A 25,071-nucleotide genomic window follows, 5' to 3' on the forward strand; every position below is an offset into this window, starting at 1 on the left:
CACCCTTTCTTCTTGACATCCCACGTCAAAACCCGGAAGCCAGTCCGCTACGAAGGAAGGACGAAGACGGAAGCCATGGCCGAAAACACCGCGACGAACGAAAAGCCGCTCTTCGGCCATCCGTGGATCTTCATTCGCGGCGTCCCGTCGATGAAATTCCTGCCGCCGGAAGGTCCGCTGGAAATTGCCTTCGCGGGACGCTCGAACGTCGGAAAGTCATCGCTGATCAACGCGTTGGTCGGGCAGAAGGGGTTGGCTCGGACGTCGAACACACCCGGCCGCACCCAGGAACTCAACTACTTCGTTCCGGACGGCTATAGCGGCGAGGCGGGTGATTTGCCGCCGATGGCGCTCGTCGACATGCCCGGCTACGGCTACGCCCAGGCGCCGAAGGAACAGGTCGACGCCTGGACCAAGCTCGTCTTTGACTATCTCCGTGGCCGCTCGACGCTGAAGCGTGTCTACGTGCTGATCGACGCCCGGCACGGCATCAAGAAGAACGACGACGAGGTCCTTGATCTCCTGGACAAGGCCGCAGTCTCCTACCAGATCGTCCTTACCAAGATCGACAAGATCAAGCAGGCGGGCGTGCCGCGCCTGATCGCCGAGACCGTGGAGAAAATCCGTAAACGGCCGGCTGCTTATCCGGAAGTGCTGGCGACGTCGTCGGAAAAGGGAAGCGGCCTCGACGACTTGCGGTCGGCGATCCTCACGACCATCGGCAGCCGCGGCTGAGACGGCAGACGACACCATCACCGTCAAGGCCGGCTGTGAATGACGCCTTTTGCGACCACGGGACCGGTCATCTTGCCGGTGAGAGAGCCGCCATATGGTTCCATGCTCACCGCCAGCACAGCCTTTTCAACGAGCCGATCGCGGAGTTCTACCGGCACGAGAAGATCGCCGCGACCGTCCGCCGGCAAGACACCGAGCGAAGCCGCCCCATCCCCGCCCTCCAGTAGCCAGAGTTCCAGCGATTTCGGCGCGGCGTCCCTGCTTGTTGCGGGCGACAGCCTGATTTTCCCGGTTGCGCGATCGTAGCGCGCCGACAGATCCAGAGCTGAGTTGGACAACGTCATTTCTGCAAGCAGAGTGTCGTCGGCCGACCGAAACGGCCACAGCCCCGCACTTGCCGCAACAAACGCGGCGAATGCTGCGAAACCTGCCAACGCCAGCGAACGCCACAAGCTCAGAGAATTCCAGAGGCTCTCGGCGAAGCCCGAAAACGAAAGGTCCGCGGCAACGCTCGCAGGTCCTTCGAAACGCGGAAGAACGACGGGCGAGCGCCTTCTTTCCGCGCCATAGCCCTCGTCGATACGTGAGAGATTCCGCTCCCAGCGGCGCACCATCGCCGCAAACGGCCGGTCGTGGCGCAGGCGCTCCTCGACTCTGGCGCGTTCGTCTGCACCAAGCACGCCGAGGACGTACTCGCCGGCGAGAACCTCGTCGCGGGACCGGTCTCCCTTACTCTGATCGGGCGTTGTCATCGATCCATCGGCTCTCGGGTTCGCATATCGTACGGCACGAGCCGCGTGCCGCATCCCATGCGGCCGCAGGCGACACACACATGGCCGCAAGCACAACCTTGCACGTCGCAGAATCCGATTCTTCAGCATGGCTGTCAATCGGTTTACCGCCTTGCGCAGCGGCAGCATATCGGTAGGTGTCGGCACGACTGCCGGCTCCAAGTTTTTTGTTCGATTATTCCCTCGGGCCCGAACTTGCGCTAAAAGGCCGCGATCCAACAAAAAGGATGTCCCATGACCGCCTCCGACAGCGAAATCCAGGCACGCCTCCTCGCCCAGGCCCTGCCCTTCATGCAGCGCTACGAAAACAAGACGATCGTCGTGAAATACGGCGGCCACGCGATGGGAAACTCCGAGCTCGGACGGGCATTTGCCGAAGACATCGCGCTCTTGAAGCAGTCGGGAGTCAACCCGATCGTGGTCCATGGCGGAGGACCACAGATCGGCGCGATGCTGAACAAGATGGGTATCGAATCGCGGTTCGAAGGCGGACTGCGCGTCACCGACCAGAAGACCGTCGAGATCGTCGAAATGGTGTTGGCAGGCTCGATCAACAAGGAGATCGTCGCCCTCATCAACCAGACCGGTGAATGGGCCATCGGTCTCTGCGGCAAGGATGGCAACATGGTCTTCGCGGAAAAGGCGAAGAAGACGGTTACCGATCCGGACTCCAACATCGAGCGCGTTCTCGACCTCGGCTTCGTCGGAGAAGTGGTCGAGGTCGATCGGACGCTGCTCGACCTGCTTGCCAAATCGGAGATGATCCCGGTCATTGCGCCGGTGGCGCCCGGCCGCGATGGTCACACGTACAACATCAACGCCGACACGTTTGCAGGAGCCATTGCCGGTGCGCTCCGCGCCACCCGCCTGCTTTTCCTCACCGATGTGCCGGGCGTGCTCAACGGAAACGGCGAGCTTATCAAGGAACTGTCGGTCGCCGAAGCGCGCGCGCTGATCAAGGATGGAACCATCTCCGGCGGCATGATCCCGAAGGTCGAGACCTGCATCGACGCTATCAATGCCGGCGTTCAGGGGGTCGTCATCCTGAATGGCAAGACGGCCCACTCCGTGCTGCTCGAAATCTTCACCGAAGGTGGTGCGGGAACGCTGATCGTTCCCTGATCCCTGGACCTATTGGGCCCCGCCGAGCGCGAAGAGACCGACCGGCCGCATCTGTCCCTCATGGCGCAGGAGCCACTTCTTGCGCCATAGCCCGCCGCCATAGCCTGTCAGGGAACCGTCGGCGCCGATGCAGCGGTGGCAGGGAATGACGATTGCGATCGGGTTGGCTCCGTTCGCCTTTCCGACCGCGCGTACCGTTTCCATGCCGCCGACGACCCGGGCAATGTCCCCATAGGAGCAGGTTTCGCCGAGCGGCACCTTGAGAAGCTCGGCCCATACGTTCTTTTCGAATTCCGAACCTTCCGGCGCAAGCGGCGTGCTGAACGAGGCCGCCTTCCCGGAAAAGTATTCCTGGAGTTCCGTGCGGATCTGGTCGATCAGCCGATTGCGCCCGCAAACCACCGGCCGACGTGACCGCCTCTCTAGGGAGGAGAGCGTCTTTTCTCGGCCCGCCGCGTCCCGAAATTCGAGAAAGCACAGATGGGTGTCGTCCGCGGCCGCGACCATGTCGCCAAGCGGCGTCTCGTACCATTCGGCAAAAAGCGGTTCCGTAGCGAGCATTGATCCGTCCCGGGTTGCCTATCCAATGTAGGAACGGCGAAAACGGCTGACAACCCGAAACCGGCGGAGGTACTTCAGCCGAGGACGAGGATCAGCACGCCGAGGACGACGAACAGGCAGCCGGCGAATTCGAGGGCGGTGATCCGCTCCCGGAAGATGAACACCGACGAGGCGAAGGTGAACAACATCTCGATCTGCGCCAGCGCCTTGACCACGGCGACCTGCTGAAGCGTCATCGCAGTGAACCAGCCGAAGGAGGCGGTCGCACCGACGAAACCGACCAGAAGTGCCACTGGCGCTGCCTTCCCGACACGACGCAGTTCCTCCCGATCGCGCAAGGCCATCCAGAAGAACATGGCGAATGCCTGCATGAGGATGACGATCACCAGCGTATAGCCCGCCTGCATCATCGAGTCAGGCGCCGGAAGGCTGGGCGCGAGCGACAAAGACGCGGCGCGATAAGCTATGCCGGAAACGCCGAAGAAGAGACCGGAAAGAAGTCCTACCAAGGCAGTCCGGCTGACGACCGCACGCAGGAGCGTTCGTGCGGCAAGTTCCGTACGCGCGACGGAAATCAGCACGACACCGACCACGGAGACGGCGATCGCGATCATCACCGATCCTGAGATCCGCTCGCCGAAGAAAACGAGTGCGAGCAATGCAGCCTGCGCGGGCTCCGTGCGCGAATAGGCGGTCCCGACGGCAAAATTGCGAAAGGAAAACAGGTGCACGAGCAGGAAGGTCGCGGCAATCTGCGCGAAGGCCCCGACGACCGCCCAGAACCAGAATCCGCCGTTCGAGACCGGCAGCGGCCGCCCAAGACCGAAGTGCAGGATGCCAAGATAGACAAGCGCGAAAGGTACGCCGAAGCCGAAGCGCACGAAGGTCGCCCCGGTCGTGCCCATTCGCCCCTTGAGGTGTTTCTGCAATGCGGATCGCACATTCTGAAGGAATGCGCTGGTGATTGTGATGGCAGCCCAGAATTCCATGGCGACCGCGTTAGCACGGGGCATGCAAGGTCGCCATATCCCCGGAGGGAAAAGCGGTACGCCGACATTTATTTTTGCGGTGATCCGTGTCACAGCTAAACATATGACCACACCCCCCACACATCCCGACACGGCCGACTTCGCGCATGTGCGTGACTGGGTCTTCGACCTCGACAACACCCTCTATCCGCACCACGTCAACCTGTTTGCGCAGATCGACCGCAACATGACCGCCTATGTCGCGGAACTGCTGCAACTCGAACCGGACGCCGCAAGAGTGCTGCAGAAGCAGTACTATCGCGATCATGGAACGACACTTGCCGGATTGATGCTGCATCACGGTGTCGATCCCAACGAGTTCCTCGAACGAGCCCATGCGATCGACTATTCGGCTATCCTGCCAGATCCTACGCTCGGAACCGCCATCAAGGCGCTTCCCGGCCGCAAGTTCATATTCACCAACGGAACGGTAAAGCACGCCGAGGCAGCGGCTCGCGCGCTCGGCATCCTCGATAACTTCGACGACATCTTCGACATCGTTGCAGCCGACTACATCCCGAAACCTGCCGGCAACACCTACGACAAGTTTGCCACCTTAAATCGCGTCGACACCAGACGCGCGGCGATGTTCGAAGACCTGCCGCGCAATCTCGCGGTTCCCCGCGCGCTCGGCATGAAGACCGTTCTCCTCGTTCCACGCAATCTCGGGTCGACCATGCTGGAAACGTGGGAGATGGCCGAAAATGCCGAAGAGCCGGACTGCATAGACTACGTGACCGATGATCTTGCCGGCTTCCTCCGAACTATAATTGGCACAAGCAACTGATCTTTTTCGCATATTACCAAAAATTCATGCAGCCTTACCGAAGTTTAAGTGGGATGGCGCCGCTCGAAACCGTAGCTTTCCTTAATCAAAAGATGCTGAAAGGAATGCTCATGAACAGGAAAACACTCACGCTCACCGCCCTCGCTGCCACGCTTGTCGTCGGCACATCGGCGGCGGCTTTCGCCCGCCAGCAGATGGGGGAAGCACGCGGTCCGGAAGTCCGTTTCGTCCACATGCTGCAACAGTTCGACGAGAACAAGGACGGCAAGATCTCCAAGGACGAAGCCAAGACAGGCCGGGAGAGGCTGTTCGGAGAAATCGATACCGACAAGGACGGCGCCTTGACCCCGGGCGAACTGCGAGCCCACCGTGAAGCCATGCGGGCAAACGCACCTGCCGGCAAAGGCGCAGGCATGGGCATGGAACAGCAGGACGCAAGCGGCCGCCAGATGGGCATGATGGGCTGGAAGAAGCATCATGGCGAACGCGCCGCCATGGCTGAAGACGGACAGCGCCAAGGGATGGGTCATGGCGGGCGCTTCGGCGGCATGCGGATGGCCGACGCCGACGAGAATGGCCAGATCAGCCGTGAAGAGGTATCCGTAGCGAGCGACAAGTTCTTCACCCGTATGGACCGCAATGGAGACGGCGTACTCTCCGCCGACGACATGCCGAAGCGCGGCTCCTTCTGACCCGGCGGATATCCGCCGCCTGAGAGAACAATGGCCCACGGCAATGCCGTGGGCCATTTGCGTCAATGTTCGTAGTGATCGGCAATGACCTTCCAGGCCTGCTCCGCCGTTTCCACGAAATTCAGCAATTCCACGTCCTCCGGGGCAATCGTGCCGAATTCCGCCAGCGCATCGAAATCGATGATCCTTCGCCAAAAGGCCTCACCGAACAGGATGAGGGGGATCGGCGCCATGCGTTTGGTCTGGATCAGGGTCACCGCCTCGAAGAATTCATCCATGGTCCCGAAGCCGCCGGGAAAGATGGCGATCGCCTTGGCGCGCATCAGGAAGTGCATCTTCCGGATCGCAAAATAGTGGAAGTTGAAGCTGAGTTCCGGTGTGACGAAAGCGTTTGGCGCCTGCTCGTGCGGCAGGACGATATTGAGGCCGATCGAAGGGGCACCGGCCTCCGCCGCCCCGCGATTGCCCGCTTCCATGACACCGGGGCCTCCTCCCGTCATCACGACATATTCCTGATGGTCGTGTTTTGCCGAGTATTCGCCGCAGAGGCGGGCGAACTTACGGGCTTCTTCATAGAAGACGGACGCCGCCTCCAGATTGGCACGCTGTGTCTCGTTGCGCGCGGCCCACGCGCTTGCCCCGGGGGCCGGAATACGGGCGCCACCAAACATGACGATCGTCGACCTGATGCCACGCTCGGCGAGATTCATCTCGACTTTCAGCAGCTCGAGCTGCAGGCGAACGGGCCGGAGTTCGTCGCGGCAGAGGAAATCGTCATCGATGTAGGCGAGGCGATAGGACGGGGATTCCGACTGCGGTGTCCGCGGGATACCGGCGGCGACCTTGCGGTCGGTCGTGCTGTCTTTCAGCGGATCCCAGATGCCACCACTACGCTGTCTCGGACCATTTTCTTGCTTCGCCATGTTCACTGCCTTTCTCTGCCGGAAACGACCGCGGAGGTCGCCGGCGGCTGTTTTCAACCCCCAGCGAATGCGCTACAGCAGAACGCAGTTTCCGATCGCGAATCCGGAAATTTCCGGGGTTATACGATAGACAACGAAGTTTAAGGAATTCAGATGACCGCCATGGATGTCAGACAGCTCGAGAGCATCGTCGAAGCCGCCTTCGAAAACCGTGACACGGTAAACACATCCACGCGCGGCGAGGTTCGCGACGCGGTGGAAACCGCTCTCAATCTGCTCGACGGCGGCAAGCTGCGGGTCGCCTCGCGCGGCGAAGACGGCACCTGGACGGTTCATCAGTGGCTCAAGAAGGCCGTTCTCCTCTCCTTCCGGCTCAATCCCATGGAGATTGTCGCCGGCGGTCCCGGCGCGTCGACCTGGTGGGACAAGGTTCCGTCCAAGTTCGACGGCTGGAGCGCCAACGAATTCGAGCGTGCGGGTTTCCGCGCCGTTCCGAATGCCGTCGTTCGCCGTTCCGCATACATCGCCCCCGGTGCAGTCCTGATGCCGTCCTTCGTCAATCTCGGTGCCCATGTCGGTGAAAACACGATGGTCGACACCTGGGCGACGGTCGGCTCGTGCGCACAAATCGGAAAGAACGTCCATCTCTCGGGCGGCGTCGGCATCGGCGGCGTGCTCGAACCGATGCAGGCCGGTCCCACGATCATCGAGGACAACTGCTTCATCGGCGCACGCTCCGAGGTCGTCGAAGGCTGTATCGTCCGCGAAGGCTCGGTGCTCGGCATGGGCGTCTTCATCGGCAAGTCGACCAAGATCGTCGAGCGCGCGACGGGCGAAGTCACCTATGGTGAAGTCCCGCCCTATTCCGTTGTCGTTGCCGGTGCCCTGCCCTCCGCCAACGTCATGGGGAACGGCCAGCCGGCTCCGAGCCTCTATTGCGCGGTCATCGTAAAGCGCGTCGACGCCAAGACACGGTCCAAGACCGGCATCAACGAACTTCTTAGGGACTGACGTGCAGGACACCGTTCGCACGCCTGGCCTCGGATGGCTGTTCTTCAGTCCGTCCGGTCGTGCCGGGCGGCAGGTCTTCGTCCTTTCGTGGCTGTTCTGGATGATGGTCAACGGCTACACGACCGCGAAGCTGGTTCTGCACCAGGACGACGAAAGTGTTCTGCCGTTCTGGAGCTTCCTCTTCTTCGGAGTCTTTGTAACCTCGGTAGTCTCCGGGCTCATGCTGGGCGTCAAGCGCCTGCACGACATGGGTTTCACCGGTCTTCTGGCCGTCGTCCTCTTCGTGCCGGTGATCTCGGTCGTCGTGCTGCTCTGGATGTGCGCCTGGCCCTCCGAGAAGGGGCCGAACACCTATGGTCCGGCGACCGACCGGCCCCAGAAATGACACATCTCCCATCATGGTGACAGCTGGGGGACGATCAGCTACACCTTGCAAACTCCTCCTGCGGCATGCCGCCGCCCAGACCGGCTTCCATCCTCGACGTTCAGAACCATGACCGCCACAAATCCCGTTGAAAATCTGCAGGCTCTCATCCGTTGTCCATCCGTCACGCCTGCCGAAGGCGGTGCGCTGACTGCGCTCCAAGCCATGCTGGAGCCGATGGGCTTTGTCGTCTCGCGCGTGACGGCGTCCGAAGAAAATACTCCCGACATCGAGAACCTCTATGCACGGCTGGGCACGAAGGGCCCACATCTGATGTTCGCCGGCCATACCGACGTGGTGCCGGTTGGTGACGAGGCAGCCTGGAGCCATCCGCCGTTTGCGGCCGAGATCGCCGAGGACATGCTTTACGGCCGCGGTGCGGTCGACATGAAGGGCGGGATCGCCTGCTTCGTCGCGGCGCTCGCCCGCAGCATTGAAGAGAAAGGCGCGCCCAAGGGCTCGATCTCCCTGCTGATCACCGGCGACGAAGAAGGTCCGGCAATCAACGGGACCATCAAGCTTCTCAAGTGGGCGGCCGACGAGGGCGAACGGTGGGATGCCTGTCTCGTCGGCGAGCCGACCAACCCTGATCTGCTTGGCGATATGATCAAGATCGGCCGCCGCGGATCCCTGTCCGGCACGATCACCGTCCACGGTGTGCAGGGACATGCCGCCTATCCGCACCTCGCAGACAATCCCGTTCGCGGCATAATCCGTCTCGCCGAAGCATTGATGAACCCGCCCTTCGACCACGGCACGGACAACTTCCAGCCGTCGATCCTCGAAGTAACGACGATCGACGTCGGCAATCCGGCGACCAACGTCATTCCGGCGAAGGCGACCGCGCGCTTCAACATACGCTTCAACGACATCTGGACGGCCGAAACGCTGCAGACGGAAATCATCCGGCGCCTCGACGCTGCCGCGGCAGAAACGACGCTGAGGCCCGCGCGCCAGCCTCTCAAATACGAGGTTGTCTGGTCGGAACGTCCCAGCCACGTCTTCCTCACCCGCAACGAAGCCCTCATCTCGTCGCTTTCCGGCGCCGTCGAGCACGTGACGGGGCGGACGCCGCAGCTTTCGACGACGGGCGGAACCTCGGATGCCCGTTACATAAAGGATTACTGCCCGGTCGTTGAATTCGGGCTGGTCGGCCAGACCATGCATATGGTGGACGAGCGAGTGGCCGTCGACGATCTCGAAACACTCACCCGGATTTACCAGACCTTCATCGAGCAGTGGTTTGCGAATGCCGACGCTTAAGGAAGTCAAGCTCTACCTGACCGGTCTCTGGCTGCTCTTCCAGCGAGACACGAAAGGCTTCAGTTTTCTCGACCTCACGGATCGCGGCGCGCTGCGCTCCTTCTGGGCGATGGCCTGGGCCGCTCCGGCCATCCTCGTTTCCTGGCTTTGGTGGCGGGCCGCCTACCTCGCCGTGATGCCGCTCGGAACGGAGACCGGCCCCGTCTTCTTCTTCCGTCTGGCCCTGGTGGAGGTGGCAAACTGGCTGATGCCGGTCATCCTCGCCGGCCTTCTCGCCTGGGCACTTGGGATCGGCCCGCGCTTCGCCGCGATCGTCACGGTCACCAACTGGCTCGCGCTCCCCGTCTCCTACGCCTATGCCGCGTTGATCGTGCTGATGGTAGTGCTGCCCGCCCTGAAAGGTCTTCTGACGATCCTCTGGCTGGTACTCTTGCTGACGCTGGTGTTCGCACTCTTTCGCGTGCTGCGCATGGTGCTCGGCGATCACACCTTGACGGTCGCAACGATGACCATGGTCCTCCTAGTCCCGACGATGCTGTTCTCCGAAGTGCTGGAACGCTATCTCGGGGTTTTCCCCGGATAGGCGGCGTGCGCGACCTGACCGGCCTCAAAGGCCATCGGGGTAGTCGACTTTCAAGAAGTAAAGCCCCTCCGGCGGCGCCACCGGCCCGCAGGCGGCGCGGTCGCGTGCCTCCAGCGCTGCCCGGACGTCGGCCGGGGACATCTTGCCTTCGCCGGCGAGCTTCAGCGTTCCGGCAAAGGAACGGATCTGGTTGTGAAGGAAGCTCTGAGCCGAGGCGCGGATCTCGATCAAGTCGCCGGCACGCGTCACATCGAGTCGATCGAGCGTCCGCACCGGGCTCGCGGCCTGACAATGGGCGGAGCGGAAGGTGGTGAAGTCGTGGTGGCCGACAAGTTGCTGCGCAGCCTCATGCATGCGCTCGTGATCGAGCGGCTTCGGCACCCACCACGCGCGCTCCAGTTCCACCGCCAGCGGCGCCGGGCGGCTGATGATACGGTAGAGATAATGCCGCTTCACGGCGGAGAAGCGAGCGTCGAAGCTCTCGTCCGCGTCCAGCACATCAAGGATGGCGACCCGCTCTCCGGCAAGGCCGAGGTGGGCATTGAGAGCATTGCGCAGCTTGTAGGGCGCCCAGGAGCGGGAAAGGTCCGCATGGATGACTTGTCCGAGGGCATGCACACCCGAATCGGTTCGGCCGGCGCCACGGATCGACACCGTCTCGCCGGTCAGGGAGAGAATGGCATTTTCCAATGCCTGCTGGACCGAATGCCCGTTCTCCTGCCGCTGCCATCCGACGTAATGGGTGCCGTCGTATTCGACGGTCATGCGAAAGCGCGGCATCAGGCGAGAACCATGCCACGCGGGATCGGAGTGCCGCGCAGGAATTCGGTCGTTGCAAGCGGCTTGCCGCCTGCACGCTGCAATCGTGTGAGCCGCACCGCGCCTTTGCCGCAGGCGACCGTGAGGTGGTCATCCAGCACTTCACCAGGCCTACCCTGCCCTTCGGCGAGGGTCGAGCCGAGCACCTTCACCCGTTCGGGCTTGCCGTTGATCTCCACCTCGAACCAGGCGCCGGGAAACGGTGCCAGTCCGCGAATGTGGTTGTGCACCTCATGGGCATCGCGGGAAAAGCCGATGCGTGTCTCGCCCTTGTCGATCTTAGCCGCGTAAAGCACGCCTTCGGAGGCTTGCGGCGCAAGCGGCAGATCACCTGCCTCGAGTTTCGCCATCGCCTCGGCCATCGCTTCTGCGCCGATCCGGCTCAACCAGTCGTGCAACTCGCCCGCCGTCATGTCGTGTGCGATCTCGACCTTGCGCGTCAGCGCGACGGGCCCGGTATCGAGACCCTTGTCCATCTTCATGACCATTATGCCGCTTTCGCGGTCGCCGGCCATGATTGCACGCTGGATCGGAGCCGCCCCGCGCCAGCGTGGCAGAAGCGACGCATGGCCGTTGTAGGCGCCGAGCCGGGTGCCGCCGAGGACCTCCTCCGGCAGCAGTAGCCCATAGGCGACCACGACCGCAACGTCGGCATCAAGCGCGCAAAAGGCCGCACGCTCCGCCGGCTCCTTGAAATTGACCGGCGTGAACACGGGAATGCCGAGCTTTTCCGCTGCCTGATGGACCGGCGACTTCTGCAGATCGAGACCTCGCCGACCGCCGGGACGCGGGGGCTGGGTATAGACGGCGACGATCTCGTGACCGGCCTCGGCAAGCGAGACAAGCGTCGGAACGGAGAATTCCGGCGTCCCCATGAAGATGATGCGAAGTGCCATGGTTATCATCGCCTCCGGCTATCGAGTGGGCTTGGTTCAGGCCCTGCCGCTTCTGCAAGCGTCGGCGCTAGATCGCCTTGCCCCTCGCCGCCTTGGTGAACTTCTTGATGACCATTTCGCGCTTCAAGCGCGAAATGTGGTCGATGAACAGGACGCCGTTCAGGTGATCGATCTCATGCTGAAGACAGGTCGCGAGCAAGCCTTCGGCTTCGGTCGTCTTCTCCTTGCCGTCGCGGTCGATGGATCGCACTGTCACCTTCGCCGGGCGCTCCACCTCGGCGTAGTAGTCCGGTATCGAGAGGCACCCTTCTTCATAAGCCGAGCGTTCGTCGGAGGACGTCAGTATCTCGGGATTGATGAAGACCAGCGGCTGCTTCTCTTCGTCCTCGCGAGACACGTCGATGACCAGCAGCCGGCGCGCCACGCCAACCTGGATGGCTGCAAGCCCGATGCCGGGCGCATCGTACATGGTTTCGAGCATGTCGTCGGCAAGCTTGAGGATATCGGAATCCACCCGTTCGACGGGCTTGGAAACCTCACGCAGCAGGGGATCGGGAAGAATAATGAGGGGCTTTATCGTCATGGGCCTCCCATATCGCATCTGTCGCGCCGATGGAATCGAAAAACGCGAGGGAAAACCCTCGCGTTCTCTGGATCTGCGCCAGACCGAAAATCAGGCAGCGAGGCCGCGTACCTGCCGACGTGGGGCGGAGGATGACTGGGAGACTTCGACGCTGTCCGTGTTGATACGACCGAGCAAATCGACGAGCCCGGCAACCTCGTTGCGCAATCGCCGCGTCTCGGCCGATGTCTGCTCCACCATTGTCGAGTTTTCCTGGGTCAGGCCATCCATGCTGCGGGTCGCCTGGTTTATCCCGCTCAGTCCGGAGGCCTGGTCCTTGGCGGCAGTCGCGATCTCTCCGACGAAGGTATTGATGGCATCGATCCGTCCGATGATGTCAGCCAGAGCCGTACCGGTGTTGGAAACGAGTTCGACGCCTTCGTTCACCTGCTGCGAGCTCTGGGAGATGAGCCGCTTGATTTCCTTGGCCGCGTCGGCGCTGCGCTGTGCCAACTGGCGAACTTCCTGGGCGACGACCGCGAAGCCCTTGCCGGCCTCGCCCGCACGGGCCGCCTCGACGCCGGCGTTGAGCGCCAAGAGATTCGTCTGGAAGGCGATTTCGTCGATGACCCCGATGATCTTCGAGATTTCGGCCGACGACTTCTCGATCTCCGCCATAGCCGACACCGCCTGGTTCACCACCTCGCCGGAGGTCCGGGCCTGTTGCTGCGTCTCCTTCACGACGGACGCGGCCCGTTCGGCATTGGAAGCGGTCTGACTGACGCTCACGGAAAGCTGCTGCAAGGCAGTCGAGCTTTCCTGAACGCCGGCCGCCTGCTTGGAGGTGCGCAGGGCCAGCTCGTCGGAGGTACGGGCAATCGTCTCTGTTCCGGTGAGGATTTCCTCCGAAGAGCGACGGATGAGCTGGAAGGATTCGTTGAGACGAGCCACGGCCTCATTGTAGTCCGTCGCCATCTGCTTGAAGTCATCCGGCAGGTCATCCGACATACGAGCTTTGAAGTCGCCGTGCGCCAGCGCTTCGAGGCCGCGGCGCAAGTGCTGCATGGCGATCTGCTGATTGGCCTCGGAGCGCTCGCGCTCTTCCTGAAGCTGCAGGCGCTTCTCTTCGAGCGCATCGAGATACACGGAGATCGAGTAGTCCATGTCCAGCATGGAGGCTTTGATCAGGGCGCTCAGCTTGTCGGCAAGAGCGGTCGCGTGATGCTTGCCGAAGGGGAACGGCCAATGCTTTTTCAGTACGCCCGCTACCAGTTCGCCGATGAGCATCGAATAGCCGCCGATATACCATCGCGGCTCAAGGCCGACCCGGGCATGGGCCTTGCCGATCGCGGTGACGCCCCTGACGTATTCCTGCGTGAAGGTTCCGTTCGAAACACGGTCCCAGTGACCGACCTGGGCCTTCTTCGCGGCCGCCATGTGCGAACCGTCACGGAAGAACCGGGCAAGATGCGGCGTAGCCGCGACCTTGGCGTAGAACTTGTCGAGCGCGCCGCCCAGAATCTCGGAAAGAGTCGGCCGCAGCGAGTGAAGCGTGCGACAGGTCTTCTCGTCGAGCTCGATGAAATCAAGGCGCTGCTTCAGGCTGTCGTCACCACTCTCTTGCATGTTGCCTCGCAATGGCTCAGGCGCCATGACGCCTGCCGGTCGGTGAAAGAAATGTGGCCGAAGACTTTGCCTAAAATGCTAAACGGAGAATGAATGACAGGCGCGAAATGTGATCAACGGCAAACCTGATGGTGCACCATACAATCGGCCTCACCTCTTGCTTGCGGGATCGCCTGACCGGATTGTCGGCGACCCGATCTTCGTTCTCGTTTTGATCTGTCATCGATGGCCGAATCTGCTAGATTGATCGCCATGAACACTACACCTTCCGCAGCCGGCGCGCCGGTCTTCATGATCGGCGACTTCGCCGTCTCATCCACCATGCTCGTCCTCGGTCTTGCAGCACTCATTCTCGCGGGGCTGATACTCTGGGCCGTCACCGTGATGCGAAGCGGCCGAATGCGGCTTCGCATGGAAATGGAAGCATCCCAAAGAGAGGCTGCAGCCGAAGCGCGGATGGCCGAACTGCTGCGCGCCCAGGCGGAGATGCAGGGGCGCCTTGCGGCCATGGCCGATGTCTTCGGCACCAAACAGTCGGAGTTCAACCAAGCGATCAATCAGCGCCTCGACGGCATGTCGCACCGGATCGGGGCGACGATCAGCGAGCAGACGAAGACCACACACGAGAACCTGCGCCGGCTGCAGGAGCGCCTCGCGGTCATCGACGCGGCCCAGAACAACATCCAGTCGCTCGCGAAGGATGTCGTCGGACTGCAGGCCATTCTCTCGAATAAGCAGACACGCGGAGCCTTCGGGCAGTCGAGGATGGAAACGATCGTCGCCGACGGACTACCGATCGGCGCCTATGCATTTCAATCCACACTTTCCAACGGATCGCGACCGGATTGCACGATCCGTATGCCGAACGACTCTCCGCCGTTGGTCGTCGACGCGAAGTTTCCGCTGGAGGCGTGGAGCGCGATACGCGACGCCGAGACGGCGGATGCCAAGAAGACTGCCGGTCAGCAGTTTCGCCGCGACATGGAGGTGCATCTGCGGGACATCGCGGAAAAGTACCTCATTCCCGGCGAGACCCAGGACATGGCCTTTCTGTTCGTTCCCTCGGAATCGATCTTCGCGGAGATCCACGAGAACTTCGAAGGTATCGTCCAGAGAGCACATCGCATGCGCGTGGTGATCGTCTCGCCGTCACTGCTGATGCTGTCGATCCAGGTGATCCAGGCCGTATTGAAGGATCAGCGGATGCGCGAACAAGCGCACCTCATCCAGGGGGAGGTCATCCACCTGATGGAAGATCTCGCCCGGTTGGACGACCGGACACGCAAACTACAGAGCCATTTTCTCGCCGCCCAGAAGGATGTCGACATGATCCTCACGTCGGCCGACAAGCTGACCAAGCGGGGCGCAAAGATCGAAGCGCTCGAATTCCAGTCCGGCAACGGCGATGAAGGCGGAACGGCGCGCGCCGTCGAGAGCAAGACGGGGCTTCTCAAGCTTCGGGTCGTTGACGAGGACTAGCCCACGGGCCAAACTCGCCTCCAAAACACGTAACGGACGGAAACACCTCGATGATCACCGTATTCGGTTCCATCAACATGGACCTCATTGCCACGACGACGCGGCTCCCGAAGCCCGGAGAAACGGTTGGTGGCAAGGATTTCTCAACGGCGGCGGGCGGCAAGGGCGCAAATCAGGCGCTCGCTGCGACGCGCGCCGGCGCCCATGTGCGCATGGTGGGTGCGGTCGGCAGTGACGCATTCGCCGCACCGGCGCTGGAACTCCTCAAACAGGCGGGAACCGAGCTTTCGGCAGTTCACAAGACGTCAGCGCCGACAGGCACCGCGCTCATTCTGGTCGGTGATGACGGAGAGAACATGATTGCCGTCGTTCCCGGCGCAAACGGTACGATCAGCAAATCGGACGCACAGGCCGCGGTCGATGCCATGGCACAGGACGACATTCTCATGCTGCAGCTGGAGATACCGGCCGGGGCCGTGGAGGAAGCCCTCTCGCGTGCGCGGGACCGCGGGATCACGACGATCATCAATATCGCGCCCTTGACGGCGGAGGCGGCTCGCCTCGGTCGGATGGCAAACATCGTGGTTGCCAACGAGACAGAGTTCGAACGCCTCGCTGCGCGGGACGGCATGGGAGCGGACGAGCGCGAAAAGGCGCTGCTGCGCCTGCACGAGGAAACCGGGCAGACCCTCGTCGTCACGCTCGGGGCGGATGGCGTGATCGCCGTCGATCAGGGCCAACTGGTCAGGGTCAACGGACTGAAGATCGTGCCAGTCGATACGGTCGGCGCGGGCGACACCTTTTGCGGTTATTTCGCCGCGGGACTGGATCAGGGTCTCTCCTTCACGGATGCGCTTCGTCGAGCGGCGGTCGCCGGTTCGCTTGCCTGCCTGAAGCCGGGGGCGCAGCCTTCGATCCCGATGTCCGACGAGGTTGCCGCCAGGCTCTGATACCTCTCGTCGCATCTCTCTTTCACCGCACCGATGGTTGTATCGGCACGCGTTGCCGCTCGAAGGTCGGAAATGCGCCGCAAATTCAATATGCATTAAGCTTTCCATTCTTATTCTCGCACTGCTTTCTCCGGCGCCGTGGCTGCATGGAGTGAAAACACCGCTCCATGAAGGAGCATCCCCTCCCTGTGACCAATTCAACGCGCCGGCCCGCCGGCGCGCGGGTTCGAGGCCGTCATGTTAAAACTGATTTCCAAATCCATTGCTTTCAAGCTACAGCTCGTCACCGGCATCGCCATCGCACTGGTGCTTGCCCTCTCCAACCTGGTTCTCATTTCGCAGACCCGTGATCGCGTCCAGTCGCTGACGATGGATCAGGCAAAGAGCCAGGCGAATGCGATCGCGAACGAAGTCGCCGGCGATATCGGTGAACTCGCAAGCGCCGCCCGCTCGATGGCGGGTGTGCTCGCGCGCGGACATGAGGCACAGTCCTTCGATCGCAAGGGCGCCATCAATCTCCTGAAGGCCAATGTCGAACAGAATGCGTTCGCCTTCGGCAGCTGGTTCTGCGAAGTCGCGCAAGCTTTCGACGGACGCAAGGAAGATACGGTCAAGAATCTCGAACTCGGCGGCAATGACAACGGAGTCTTCACGCCGTACTGGTCAAAGACGCAGGACGGCGGCATTCAGTTTTCCACTTTCAACAACGACTATACGCAGGAGTGGTACGCACTCGCCGCCAAGAGCGGCAAGGGTGCCATCACCGCCCCGTATCTGGCGGAGGGGACCGAGGTCCCCACGACCATGAGTTCGATTGCCTATCCGGTGGTCTCCGGCGGCAAGATGATCGGTGTGACCGGTGTCGACATCTCCCTCGGTTCTCTCTCCGAAAAACTGCAAGCCCTCAAGCCTTTCGAGACCGGACGGGTCATGCTCGTCGGGCATACCGGCCAGTGGCTCGTGGCGCCCTCGGCCGATCTGTTGATGAAGCCCTATGAAGGTGAAGGCGGGAACAAGCTCAAGGCGGCGCTATCTTCCGGGAAACCCGAGACGTTGCTCAACGTCGCTGCCGCCGGAACCGAACCTTTCGACCGCCTGATCTATCCCTTTGCCGTTCCGGGCGTGAACACCACCTGGGCGGTCATCGTCGACATTCCTCAAAGTGCAATCAGCGCACCCGTCGAAGCACAGACCGTCATGATGATCATCGGCGGCCTTGTAGTTCTCGCTGCGGTGATGACCGCACTCTACCTTGCCGCACGCGCCTATGTTCAGAAGCCGCTGCACGCCATCGTCGCGGACGTCGATCGTCTCGGCGCAGGCAACTACGAGACAATGGTCGAGGGACAGAACCGTACCGACGAGCTGGGGCTCGTTGCCAAGGCGCTCGAAGGCTTCCGGCATCGGCTTTCCGAGGGACAGGTGCTCGAGGGCGAGGCAGCGCGGCAGCGGCGGGCGGCAGAAGACGAGCGTAACCGCTCCGAAGCGGAACGTGAGGAAAGCGCCGCCCTCCAGCAGAAGGTGGTCACCGTGCTCGGCACCGGTCTGTCGGAGCTTTCGAACGGCAATCTCGGTTATCGCATCCAGGCCGACTTCCCTGGCGAATACGCCGCGCTGAAGGCCGACTTCAACGCCGCCGTCACCAGCCTCGAAAACGCGATCAACGCCGTCAACGTGAGCGTCGGATCCATCAACAACGGCAGCTCGGAGATCAGCGACAGCGCGGACAACCTGTCGCGGCGTACCGAGCAGCAGGCGGCAAGTCTCGAAGAGACGGCTGCCGCGCTCAACCAGCTTACCGAGCAGGTGAACTCCAGCGCGGACAACGCCGCAATCGCAGCACGGACCGTGCAGCTCGCCTGCCAGGACGCCGAGCGCTCCGGCGAAGTCGTCCAGCGGGCGGTTACCTCCATGCACGGTATCGAGCAGTCCTCCGGCGAAATCTCCCGGATTATCGGGGTCATCGACGAGATCGCCTTCCAGACCAATTTGCTGGCACTCAACGCCGGTGTAGAGGCTGCACGCGCCGGAGAAGCCGGCAAGGGCTTCGCGGTCGTGGCGCAGGAGGTGCGGGAACTCGCCCAGCGCTCGGCCAACGCGGCAAAGGAGATCAAGACGCTGATCACGGCCTCGGGGGCCCAGGTCAAGGACGGTGTCGCCCTTGTCGGCGAGGCCGGCGATACGCTGCACAAGATCGCCGAGCAGGTCATGCAGATCAATACGATCATCGCCGAGATCTCCTCATCGGCGACGGAGCAGGCCTCCGGCCTCAAGGAGATCAATACCGCCGTCCACCAGATGGACCAGGTCACCCAACAGAATGCGGCGATGGTCGAAGAAACGACAGCGGCAAGCATGACCTTGAAGACCGAGGCGCAGAACTTGCGCGCCTTGGTAACGCGCTTCCGCACCTCCGGAACTGCGCGGGAAACAGTCGCACCAGCCGCATATCAACCAGCCGTAGCGCGCGAGCCGGCTCGCGTCACAAGGCCGGCGGTCCGTGGCGCCACCGCGGCAGTCGCGGTCCAGGAGAGCTGGGAGGAGTTCTGAACGTTGACGGAAACGTCACATGAAACGACGAGGCCGCGGGTTCTATCCGCGGCCTTTTCGCTTTCAGAGCCGTGCAAGGCGTTCCGTCAAAAGATCGAAGAAACCGTCTGAATCCACGTGGCGCATCACCCGGGCATTCGGTGTGCGCCCCGAGACACGCCACCAGTCGACCACTGTCATGCCCATCGTGAGTTCCGAATTTGTCTCGATCTCGACATTACAGTTGCGCCCGGTAAAAAGTTCGGGCTTCAACAGGTAGGCGATCACCGTCGGGTCATGCAGCGGGCCGCCATCCGAGCCGTACTTCTCGACGTCGAAGCGTTCGAAGAATTCGAGCCAGTCGACCATGACCTTGGCCGGACGACTGCCGATGGCTGCGATCCTGGCCACCCGTGCCTTCGTCGTCATCAACTGGTGCGTGACGTCGAGCGGCATCATCACGATCGGGATGCCGGAGCGGAAAACAACGTCGGCGGCCTGTGGGTCAACAAAGATGTTGAATTCGGCGGCCGGGGTGATGTTGCCTCCTTCGGAGAAGCCCCCACCCATCATCACGAGTTCTCGGACACGGGGCGCGATATCCGGCGCCTTGCGCAGAGCCATGCCGATATTCGTCAACGGACCAAGGGTACAAAGAGTGACTGTTCCCTCCTCCTCGCGACGCAGTGTCTCGATGATGAAATCGACCGCGTGCTGTGGGCGAACGGCCATCGTCGGTTCGTCGAGCGCGGCTCCGTCCAAGCCGGTCTTGCCATGGACGTGCTCGGCGGTCACCAGCGGTCGCTCGAGCGGCTTTTCGGCACCTTCATAGACGCCGATGTCGGAACGGCCCGCCAATTCGCAGACGATGCGAGCATTGCGGCTCGTCAGGCTGAGCGGCACGTTGCCGGCGACCGCACATATCCCGAGCACCTCGATCTCCTCGGGGCTGCCAAACGCCAGCATGAGGGCAGCGGCGTCGTCCTGGCCCGGATCTGTATCGATGATGATTTTTCTGCGCGCGGTCATCCGTCGGTCACCTCTGCTCGTCGTCGTTTTGGGTGATGGGCGCGCCGGCAGGGCTTGTCAAGCGCGGAGGCGCTTGCGAGCGATGCGACCTCATCCCATATGGAGGGTGGCGTTGCAGGCCCGCGCCGCCCGAAGGCCGACGCCGAGATGAGGACGACGAATGAGCCGCATGAAACCGGTCGCAACCCCGTTACTGCTGGGATTCGAGTCGAATGACTCGATCCTTGCCCAGATCGCCCGCACAAATGACGGGTATCCGCCTTATGACATCGAGCGTTTGCGCAAGACCGGCGGCAATCCGGATCGGCTGCGAATCACGCTCGCCGTGGCCGGCTTCTCCGAGAGCGAACTTGAGATCTCATTGCAGGCGAACCGGCTGGTCGTGCGGGGAAGGCAAGCCGACCGTGTAGATGGCGACCTCCTGTTCCGGGGCATCGCCGCCCGCCAGTTTCAACGGGTTTTCCTGCTGGCAGAAGGAATGGATGTCCTTGGTGCGACACTGAAAAATGGACTTTTGTCGATAGACCTCGTGCGGCCGGAACCGGCGCAAGTGGTGAAGAAAATTAACATTTCAACGGCACAATGAGGTCAACGGCCTGATGAGCCGTTGCTCCCTAATTGGTGGAGGATCGGAATGTTACTGAAAGAAGCAACCGCACGACTGACGCAATCCGAACTGGCGCATCTTGGCACAGGCGAAGTCGGCTATATCCGGAAAATGCGCTTCGAGGAGATCTCGCATTGCTTTCCCGAGGCTCCCGAGGTCGATCCCAGACTCGATCTCTGGGCGTTATTCGGCGCTGACGGCACCCCGATTCTTCTCACAGACAACCGGTCCAGCACTTTCTACAAGGCCGCAGAAGACGAGCTTCAGACCGTCAGCCTGCACTGACAGTCATACTTTGCGGAAGGTGAGATAGGCCGAGCCTCGGCCCTCACGCCGGGCCTTTGCTTCGTAGCGCGTGCCCGGCCATCCGGCAAACGGCGTCTTCCAGTCCACTGCGTTTCTCGCTGTCCATTCGAACCCGCCGTGGTCGTGGCAGTGGATGAGCGTCCAGTTCACATAAGTATCGATATCCGAGGCGAAGCAGAAAAGCCCGCCGGGCTTCAGCACACGGTGAAAGCGCGCCAGATTGGCCTGCGATACAAACCGCCGCTTCCAGTGTTTCTTCTTGGGCCACGGATCGGGATAGAGAAGATCGATCTGGTCCAGGCAGGCATCAGGGAGCCAGTCGAGAAGCGCGGTTGCATCGTCGTCATAAAGACGAATGTTGCGGAGCCCTCTGGCTTCCACCTCAGCCAACAGTTTCGCCATCGAATTGACGAAGGGTTCGACGCCGATGAAGCCGGTGGACGGCGTTTCGGTCGCGCGATGTACAAGGTGCTCTCCACCGCCGAAGCCGATCTCCAGTCGCAGCCTCTCGACTGGGACGGGAAAGAGCTCTTCAAGTCTCTCGGGCGGCGGTGCAGAAAGATCGACCCGCAGCGCGGGGAGCAAGTTGCTCATGCGTTCGAGCTGTTGCTCCCGAAGGGGTTTTCCCTTTCGACGACCGAAGAATGCTTCGGTCGCCCTGCTGCGGCGTTCGGAGGAGGTCATCGGCAGTATCAGGCTTTCACGGCGTCCTTGAGCGGCTTCACCAGATCAAGACGTTCCCAGGAGAAGGAGCCATCACGGCCCGGCTTGCGCCCGAAGTGACCATAGGCAGCCGTTTTTGCATAGATCGGCTTGTTGAGGTCGAGGTGCCGGCGGATGCCCGACGGCGAAAGGTCCATAACCTTGCGGATCGCCGCCTCGACCTGTTCCTCGCTGACCTTTCCGGTACCGTGAAGGTCGACATAGACAGACAGGGGCTGGGCGATGCCGATCGCATAGGAAAGCTGGATCGTGCAACGGTCGGCGAGGCCGGCGGCCACGACGTTCTTTGCGAGATAGCGCGCGGCATAGGCAGCGGAGCGATCAACCTTGGTCGTGTCCTTGCCGGAGAAGGCACCGCCGCCATGAGGGGCAGCTCCGCCGTAGGTATCGACGATGATCTTGCGGCCGGTGAGGCCTGCGTCGCCGTCCGGGCCGCCGATGACGAACTTGCCGGTCGGGTTTACGTACCAGTTGCAGTCGTCGGCGATCTTGAGGTCGCCAACCGCTTCGCGGATATAGGGCTCCACGACCGAGCGCACCTTGGTGGAGTCCCAGCTCTCGTCGAGGTGCTGCGTCGACAGCACGATAGAGACGATCTCGGAGGGTTTACCGTCGACGTAGCGAACGGTGACCTGGCTCTTGGCATCGGGACCGAGCTTGGCCGCCTCGCCCTCGCCCTTCTTGCGGGCAGCGGCGAGCAGTTGCAGGATGCGGTGGGAATAATAGATCGGCGCCGGCATGAGGTCCGGGGTCTCGCGGCAGGCATAGCCGAACATGATGCCCTGGTCGCCAGCACCCTCGCTGTTTGCGTGGTCGGCCGCCTTGTCGACGCCCTGCGCAATATGGGCGGACTGGAAGTGCAGGAGGACGTCGATCTTCACCGTCTTCCAGTGGAAGCCGTCCTGCTCGTAGCCGATATCGCGGATCGCCTTGCGGGCCGCGGACTTGAATTTCGAGGGATTGATGACTTCGTTGCCGTTCTTGTCCTTCTTCATAAGGCTCGGCGGCAGCCGGACCTCGCCGGCAATGACGACACGATTGGTGGTCGCAAGGGTTTCGCAAGCGATGCGCACTCCCCAGGGATCCACGCCAGTCTTCGCCGCTTCCCGGTACACCAAGTCAACGATTTCATCGGAAATTCGGTCGCAGACCTTGTCCGGGTGACCTTCGGAAACGGATTCACTCGTGAAAAGATAATTAGCGCGCATGCGGGATTCCCCTCAAAGAACAAGCCGCATTCTTGTTATTCAGTTCGCAACCGAAAAACAAGCGCACAACGACATAAATATATCTTTATATGTGTGCGAGAGGTCGCCGCCGATATAAAAAAAGGCGGCCCCGAAAGGCCGCCTCCCATCGCCCCCAAAGACGAGTGAGTTTATTCGCCGTCAGCTTCGGCAGCCAGCGCCTTGACGAGGTCGACGATCTTGCGGCGAACCTTCGGGTCGGCAATCTTCACGAAAGCACGATTGAGCTGCAGCCCCTCCGACGAGGAGAGAAAATCGACGACGTAGTTGGAGCTCGACGCTTCGGCCATGCCGGCGGCGGCATTCCCCTGTTCACCCGGTGCATCCTCGAAGAAGAAGGAAACCGGCACGTTCAGGATGCTCGAAATATTCTGCAGACGGCTGGCACCGACGCGGTTCGTGCCCTTCTCGTATTTCTGGATCTGCTGGAAGGTGATGCCGAGGCTCTCGCCCAGCTTTTCCTGGCTCATCCCAAGCATGGTTCTGCGAAGACGAATCCGGCTTCCGACGTGAATGTCTATCGGATTGGGCTTCTTCTTATTCTCGATCATGATGTGATCCTGACAAAAGTTGGCAAAGGACCGACAACCCGGTTTGCTTGCAGGGGACCATAACGAGGCGTTGTAAGGCCAACAGACGGAACTCGAAGCATACGTACAGATTGGTGGTTTCTTCCACTATGCATTTTTAGGGGTTTTTGGTCAATTCTTCCCAAAAATAAAACCCATGCGTGAAAAGACCGCACCTATGACGACAGCTGCCCATATCACCCAGAAGTTGCGCTCTCGGAAGTTGTTTCCCAATTTGGGGCTCGATTCAACATTTAGGGTTGCATCTTCAACGCCCTGCGCGTCGAGTGAAAGACCAGAAAAAGTCCGCCCACGATCATCGATAACGGCCGAAATTCCGTTGTTGGCGCTGCGGATCAATGGCAATCCGTTCTCGACAGCTCGCACCCGAGCCTGCTGGAAGTGCTGGTACGGACCGGGTGTGTGTCCAAACCAGGCATCATTGGTAACGTTGAGAATGGCGCCAGCCTCCGCCCAGTTGCCCGTCATCTCCGCGGGGAAAATGACTTCGTAGCAGATCAGCGGGTAGAGCTTCAGGCCGCCCGGCAGCGTAAGCATCGTCCGGTCGGCTGCCGCGGAAAACCCGCCGGGCAGGCTGATGAGATTGTCGAACCCAATCCGCCTAAGGACGTCCTCAAACGGCACATATTCACCGAAGGGAGTCAGGTGGACCTTGTCGGACGCGGCGACGATCTGACCCTTGTCGTCGATGACGTAGATGGAGTTGTAGTAGCGAGGTGGACGACCGGCCCCTTGCGTCTCGGACCGGACCGTGCCCGTGACGAGGACCTGCCCTTCTTGCAGCATGTCGGCGATGCTCGTGAGGGCGTCCGGATTTTCAGTTAGGATGAAGGGAATGGAAGTTTCGGGCCAGACGATCACGTCCGGGCGCTCGCCCCCCTCTGCGACGGGCAGGGAGGAGAGCTCCAAATGCTTTCTGAAGATGGCTTCGCGATCGTCATTCGCAAGCTTCTTCGCCTGGTCGATCGCAGGCTGGACGAGCCGCACGGTCAGCTGCTTGCCGTCGACCGCCTCCGGCACCGCCAACCGATAGGCTCCGAAGCCGAGATGAAGCAGGAACAAGATCGCGGCGATTGCGAGTCCCGGCAACGCTCCCCTGCGGGTGCCAAGCAAGGCGGGCGAGGAAAAGACGAGAACCGCGAGTGTCGTCACACCGAAGAGGCCGATGACATGCACAGACTGCATCATCAGCGGGATCGGCATGGCACCGTAGCCGATCGCGTTCCAGGGAAAACCGGTCGCCACGTAACTGCGCAACCATTCGGCGATGCCGAAGCCGGCGGCCAGGGCCAGGATCCTTCCGAATCCGTCGGACCAGAGAAGCCGTGCGACGAAGGTCGCCAGACCGTAGAAGACGGCAAGCACCGCGGGCAAGCCAACGACCGCGAGCGGCAGCGCCCAGGCAAATTCATCAGCCTCGAGGAGCAGCGCGTGACCAAGCCACCAGAGACCGGCGACGAAATAGCCAAAGCCGAAGAACCACCCGACAAGGAAGGAGGACCGCAGGCCGAGGGATGTGCCGTTCGCCGAATGACCGGCTGTCCCGTCGAGGAGCCACACGAGCAGGGTAAACGCGACAAAGAGAGCAGCAAGGAAGCCGTAGGGCGGCAGCGCGAGCGCTCCAAGCGCACCGGCGAACATCGCCAGCGCCGCCCTTTTCATTCCCCAAAACAGCATGATCCTGCCCGCCAGCCGCTCCATGCGTTTTCCTTTCCCCTGTCACGAATCAACCCGCCGCAGTCTCCCAAAAATCGGCGGGTTTGTCGCGCAGGGGGCGGAACAGGCGGC

Annotated in this window: 25 protein-coding genes and 1 pseudogene; 13 read left to right on the top strand and 13 right to left on the bottom strand. The window is 61.7% G+C overall.

The annotated features are described in order from the left end of the window. Window positions 1-75 precede the first annotated feature (75 nt). Window positions 76-735 carry a ribosome biogenesis GTP-binding protein YihA/YsxC gene (gene yihA / locus H4I97_RS15340; RefSeq protein ID WP_182305503.1) on the top strand — a complete coding sequence of 220 codons (660 nt, stop codon included), beginning with the start codon at window positions 76-78 and terminating at the stop codon, window positions 733-735. A 23-nt stretch (window positions 736-758) separates the two neighbouring features. Here yihA and H4I97_RS15345 read toward each other — a convergent pair whose 3' ends face one another. Beyond that, on the bottom strand, window positions 759-1,487 hold the full coding sequence (locus H4I97_RS15345; protein WP_182305504.1) for an anti-sigma factor: 729 nt from the start codon (window positions 1,485-1,487) through the stop codon (window positions 759-761). A 273-nt stretch (window positions 1,488-1,760) separates the two neighbouring features. Here H4I97_RS15345 and argB point away from each other — a divergent pair, with 273 nt between their 5' ends. After that, the gene (gene argB / locus H4I97_RS15350) at window positions 1,761-2,648 is read left to right on the top strand and encodes an acetylglutamate kinase (RefSeq protein ID WP_182305505.1); all 888 of its coding nucleotides are present in this window, start codon (window positions 1,761-1,763) and stop codon (window positions 2,646-2,648) included. A 9-nt stretch (window positions 2,649-2,657) separates the two neighbouring features. Here argB and H4I97_RS24805 read toward each other — a convergent pair. Both H4I97_RS24805 and H4I97_RS15360 read right to left on the bottom strand, forming a co-directional pair. After that, window positions 2,658-3,191 (bottom strand): annotated as a pseudogene (locus H4I97_RS24805) (methylated-DNA--[protein]-cysteine S-methyltransferase); the annotation flags it as partial. Between the two features lie 92 nt (window positions 3,192-3,283). Further along, complete coding sequence (locus H4I97_RS15360; protein WP_182307673.1) at window positions 3,284-4,198, bottom strand: DMT family transporter; 915 nt, start codon at window positions 4,196-4,198, stop codon at window positions 3,284-3,286. 103 nt (window positions 4,199-4,301) lie between these two features. Here H4I97_RS15360 and H4I97_RS15365 point away from each other — a divergent pair, with 103 nt between their 5' ends. Both H4I97_RS15365 and H4I97_RS15370 read left to right on the top strand, forming a co-directional pair. Continuing rightward, window positions 4,302-5,024 carry a pyrimidine 5'-nucleotidase gene (locus H4I97_RS15365; RefSeq protein ID WP_182305506.1) on the top strand — a complete coding sequence of 241 codons (723 nt, stop codon included), beginning with the start codon at window positions 4,302-4,304 and terminating at the stop codon, window positions 5,022-5,024. 110 nt (window positions 5,025-5,134) lie between these two features. Then, window positions 5,135-5,716: an EF-hand domain-containing protein gene (locus H4I97_RS15370; RefSeq protein ID WP_182305507.1), complete on the top strand. Its 582-nt coding sequence runs from the start codon at window positions 5,135-5,137 to the stop codon at window positions 5,714-5,716. Window positions 5,717-5,778: 62 nt separating this feature from the next. Here the strand turns inward: H4I97_RS15370 and H4I97_RS15375 are convergent, their stop codons facing one another. Beyond that, complete coding sequence (locus tag H4I97_RS15375; RefSeq protein ID WP_182305508.1) at window positions 5,779-6,639, bottom strand: LOG family protein; 861 nt, start codon at window positions 6,637-6,639, stop codon at window positions 5,779-5,781. A gap of 153 nt (window positions 6,640-6,792) precedes the next feature. Between H4I97_RS15375 and dapD the strand changes: the two genes are divergently transcribed. From dapD to H4I97_RS15395, 4 genes are all read left to right on the top strand, one after another. Beyond that, a complete protein-coding gene (gene dapD / locus H4I97_RS15380; protein WP_182305509.1) occupies window positions 6,793-7,650 on the top strand; it encodes a 2,3,4,5-tetrahydropyridine-2,6-dicarboxylate N-succinyltransferase in 858 nt (285 codons plus the stop codon). A 1-nt stretch (window position 7,651) separates the two neighbouring features. Beyond that, on the top strand, window positions 7,652-8,035 hold the full coding sequence (locus tag H4I97_RS15385; RefSeq protein ID WP_182305510.1) for a DUF805 domain-containing protein: 384 nt from the start codon (window positions 7,652-7,654) through the stop codon (window positions 8,033-8,035). 108 nt (window positions 8,036-8,143) lie between these two features. Next, window positions 8,144-9,337 (top strand): succinyl-diaminopimelate desuccinylase, encoded by a 1,194-nt coding sequence (gene dapE, locus H4I97_RS15390; protein ID WP_182305511.1) that lies wholly within the window; start codon window positions 8,144-8,146, stop codon window positions 9,335-9,337. Next, entirely contained in the window at window positions 9,324-9,920 is a 597-nt protein-coding gene (locus H4I97_RS15395; protein WP_182305512.1) for a hypothetical protein, read from the top strand. The genes dapE and H4I97_RS15395 overlap by 14 nt, the downstream gene beginning before the upstream one ends. A 24-nt stretch (window positions 9,921-9,944) precedes the next feature. Here the strand turns inward: H4I97_RS15395 and truA are convergent, their stop codons facing one another. The 4 genes from truA to H4I97_RS15415 all read right to left on the bottom strand — a co-directional run bounded on the left by truA (window position 9,945) and on the right by H4I97_RS15415 (window position 13,823). After that, a complete protein-coding gene (truA, locus tag H4I97_RS15400) occupies window positions 9,945-10,700 on the bottom strand; it encodes a tRNA pseudouridine(38-40) synthase TruA (RefSeq protein ID WP_182305513.1) in 756 nt (251 codons plus the stop codon). Next, the gene (fmt, locus tag H4I97_RS15405; RefSeq protein WP_182305514.1) at window positions 10,700-11,635 is read right to left on the bottom strand and encodes a methionyl-tRNA formyltransferase; all 936 of its coding nucleotides are present in this window, start codon (window positions 11,633-11,635) and stop codon (window positions 10,700-10,702) included. The genes truA and fmt overlap by 1 nt, the downstream gene beginning before the upstream one ends. 67 nt (window positions 11,636-11,702) lie before the next feature. After that, the gene (gene def / locus H4I97_RS15410; protein ID WP_182305515.1) at window positions 11,703-12,218 is read right to left on the bottom strand and encodes a peptide deformylase; all 516 of its coding nucleotides are present in this window, start codon (window positions 12,216-12,218) and stop codon (window positions 11,703-11,705) included. Window positions 12,219-12,308: 90 nt separating this feature from the next. Then, window positions 12,309-13,823 carry a globin-coupled sensor protein gene (locus H4I97_RS15415; protein WP_182305516.1) on the bottom strand — a complete coding sequence of 505 codons (1,515 nt, stop codon included), beginning with the start codon at window positions 13,821-13,823 and terminating at the stop codon, window positions 12,309-12,311. 252 nt (window positions 13,824-14,075) lie between these two features. On the opposite strand from H4I97_RS15415, the gene H4I97_RS15420 reads away from it, so the two are divergent. The 3 genes from H4I97_RS15420 (at window position 14,076) to H4I97_RS15430 (ending at window position 18,802) form a co-directional block, all read left to right on the top strand. Next, the gene (locus H4I97_RS15420) at window positions 14,076-15,302 is read left to right on the top strand and encodes a DNA recombination protein RmuC (protein WP_378143381.1); all 1,227 of its coding nucleotides are present in this window, start codon (window positions 14,076-14,078) and stop codon (window positions 15,300-15,302) included. Between the two features lie 50 nt (window positions 15,303-15,352). Further along, entirely contained in the window at window positions 15,353-16,252 is a 900-nt protein-coding gene (locus H4I97_RS15425) for a ribokinase (protein WP_182305517.1), read from the top strand. Window positions 16,253-16,489: 237 nt separating this feature from the next. Continuing rightward, on the top strand, window positions 16,490-18,802 hold the full coding sequence (locus H4I97_RS15430) for a methyl-accepting chemotaxis protein (RefSeq protein WP_182305518.1): 2,313 nt from the start codon (window positions 16,490-16,492) through the stop codon (window positions 18,800-18,802). 63 nt (window positions 18,803-18,865) lie between these two features. Here the strand turns inward: H4I97_RS15430 and H4I97_RS15435 are convergent, their stop codons facing one another. After that, window positions 18,866-19,810, bottom strand: a complete 945-nt coding sequence (locus H4I97_RS15435) for a nucleoside hydrolase (RefSeq protein WP_182305519.1) — start codon at window positions 19,808-19,810, stop codon at window positions 18,866-18,868. Window positions 19,811-19,970: 160 nt separating this feature from the next. On the opposite strand from H4I97_RS15435, the gene H4I97_RS15440 reads away from it, so the two are divergent. Together H4I97_RS15440 and H4I97_RS15445 are read left to right on the top strand one after the other, a co-directional pair. Continuing rightward, window positions 19,971-20,396 carry an Hsp20 family protein gene (locus H4I97_RS15440; protein ID WP_182305520.1) on the top strand — a complete coding sequence of 142 codons (426 nt, stop codon included), beginning with the start codon at window positions 19,971-19,973 and terminating at the stop codon, window positions 20,394-20,396. 48 nt (window positions 20,397-20,444) lie between these two features. Next, window positions 20,445-20,702 carry a BQ00720 family protein gene (locus H4I97_RS15445; RefSeq protein ID WP_182305521.1) on the top strand — a complete coding sequence of 86 codons (258 nt, stop codon included), beginning with the start codon at window positions 20,445-20,447 and terminating at the stop codon, window positions 20,700-20,702. A 3-nt stretch (window positions 20,703-20,705) separates the two neighbouring features. Here H4I97_RS15445 and trmB read toward each other — a convergent pair whose 3' ends face one another. From trmB to lnt, 4 genes are all read right to left on the bottom strand, one after another. Continuing rightward, window positions 20,706-21,407 carry a tRNA (guanine(46)-N(7))-methyltransferase TrmB gene (gene trmB, locus H4I97_RS15450; RefSeq protein ID WP_182305522.1) on the bottom strand — a complete coding sequence of 234 codons (702 nt, stop codon included), beginning with the start codon at window positions 21,405-21,407 and terminating at the stop codon, window positions 20,706-20,708. Between the two features lie 8 nt (window positions 21,408-21,415). Continuing rightward, on the bottom strand, window positions 21,416-22,654 hold the full coding sequence (gene metK, locus H4I97_RS15455) for a methionine adenosyltransferase (protein WP_182305523.1): 1,239 nt from the start codon (window positions 22,652-22,654) through the stop codon (window positions 21,416-21,418). A gap of 170 nt (window positions 22,655-22,824) precedes the next feature. Beyond that, window positions 22,825-23,244 (bottom strand): helix-turn-helix domain-containing protein, encoded by a 420-nt coding sequence (locus H4I97_RS15460; protein ID WP_182305524.1) that lies wholly within the window; start codon window positions 23,242-23,244, stop codon window positions 22,825-22,827. 150 nt (window positions 23,245-23,394) lie between these two features. Then, window positions 23,395-24,984, bottom strand: coding sequence for an apolipoprotein N-acyltransferase (gene lnt / locus H4I97_RS15465; RefSeq protein WP_182305525.1), 1,590 nt, complete (start codon window positions 24,982-24,984; stop codon window positions 23,395-23,397). Window positions 24,985-25,071: the final 87 nt, after the last annotated feature.

The sequence above is a fragment of the Ciceribacter thiooxidans genome (assembly GCF_014126615.1).
GTDB lineage: Bacteria > Pseudomonadota > Alphaproteobacteria > Rhizobiales > Rhizobiaceae > Allorhizobium > Allorhizobium thiooxidans.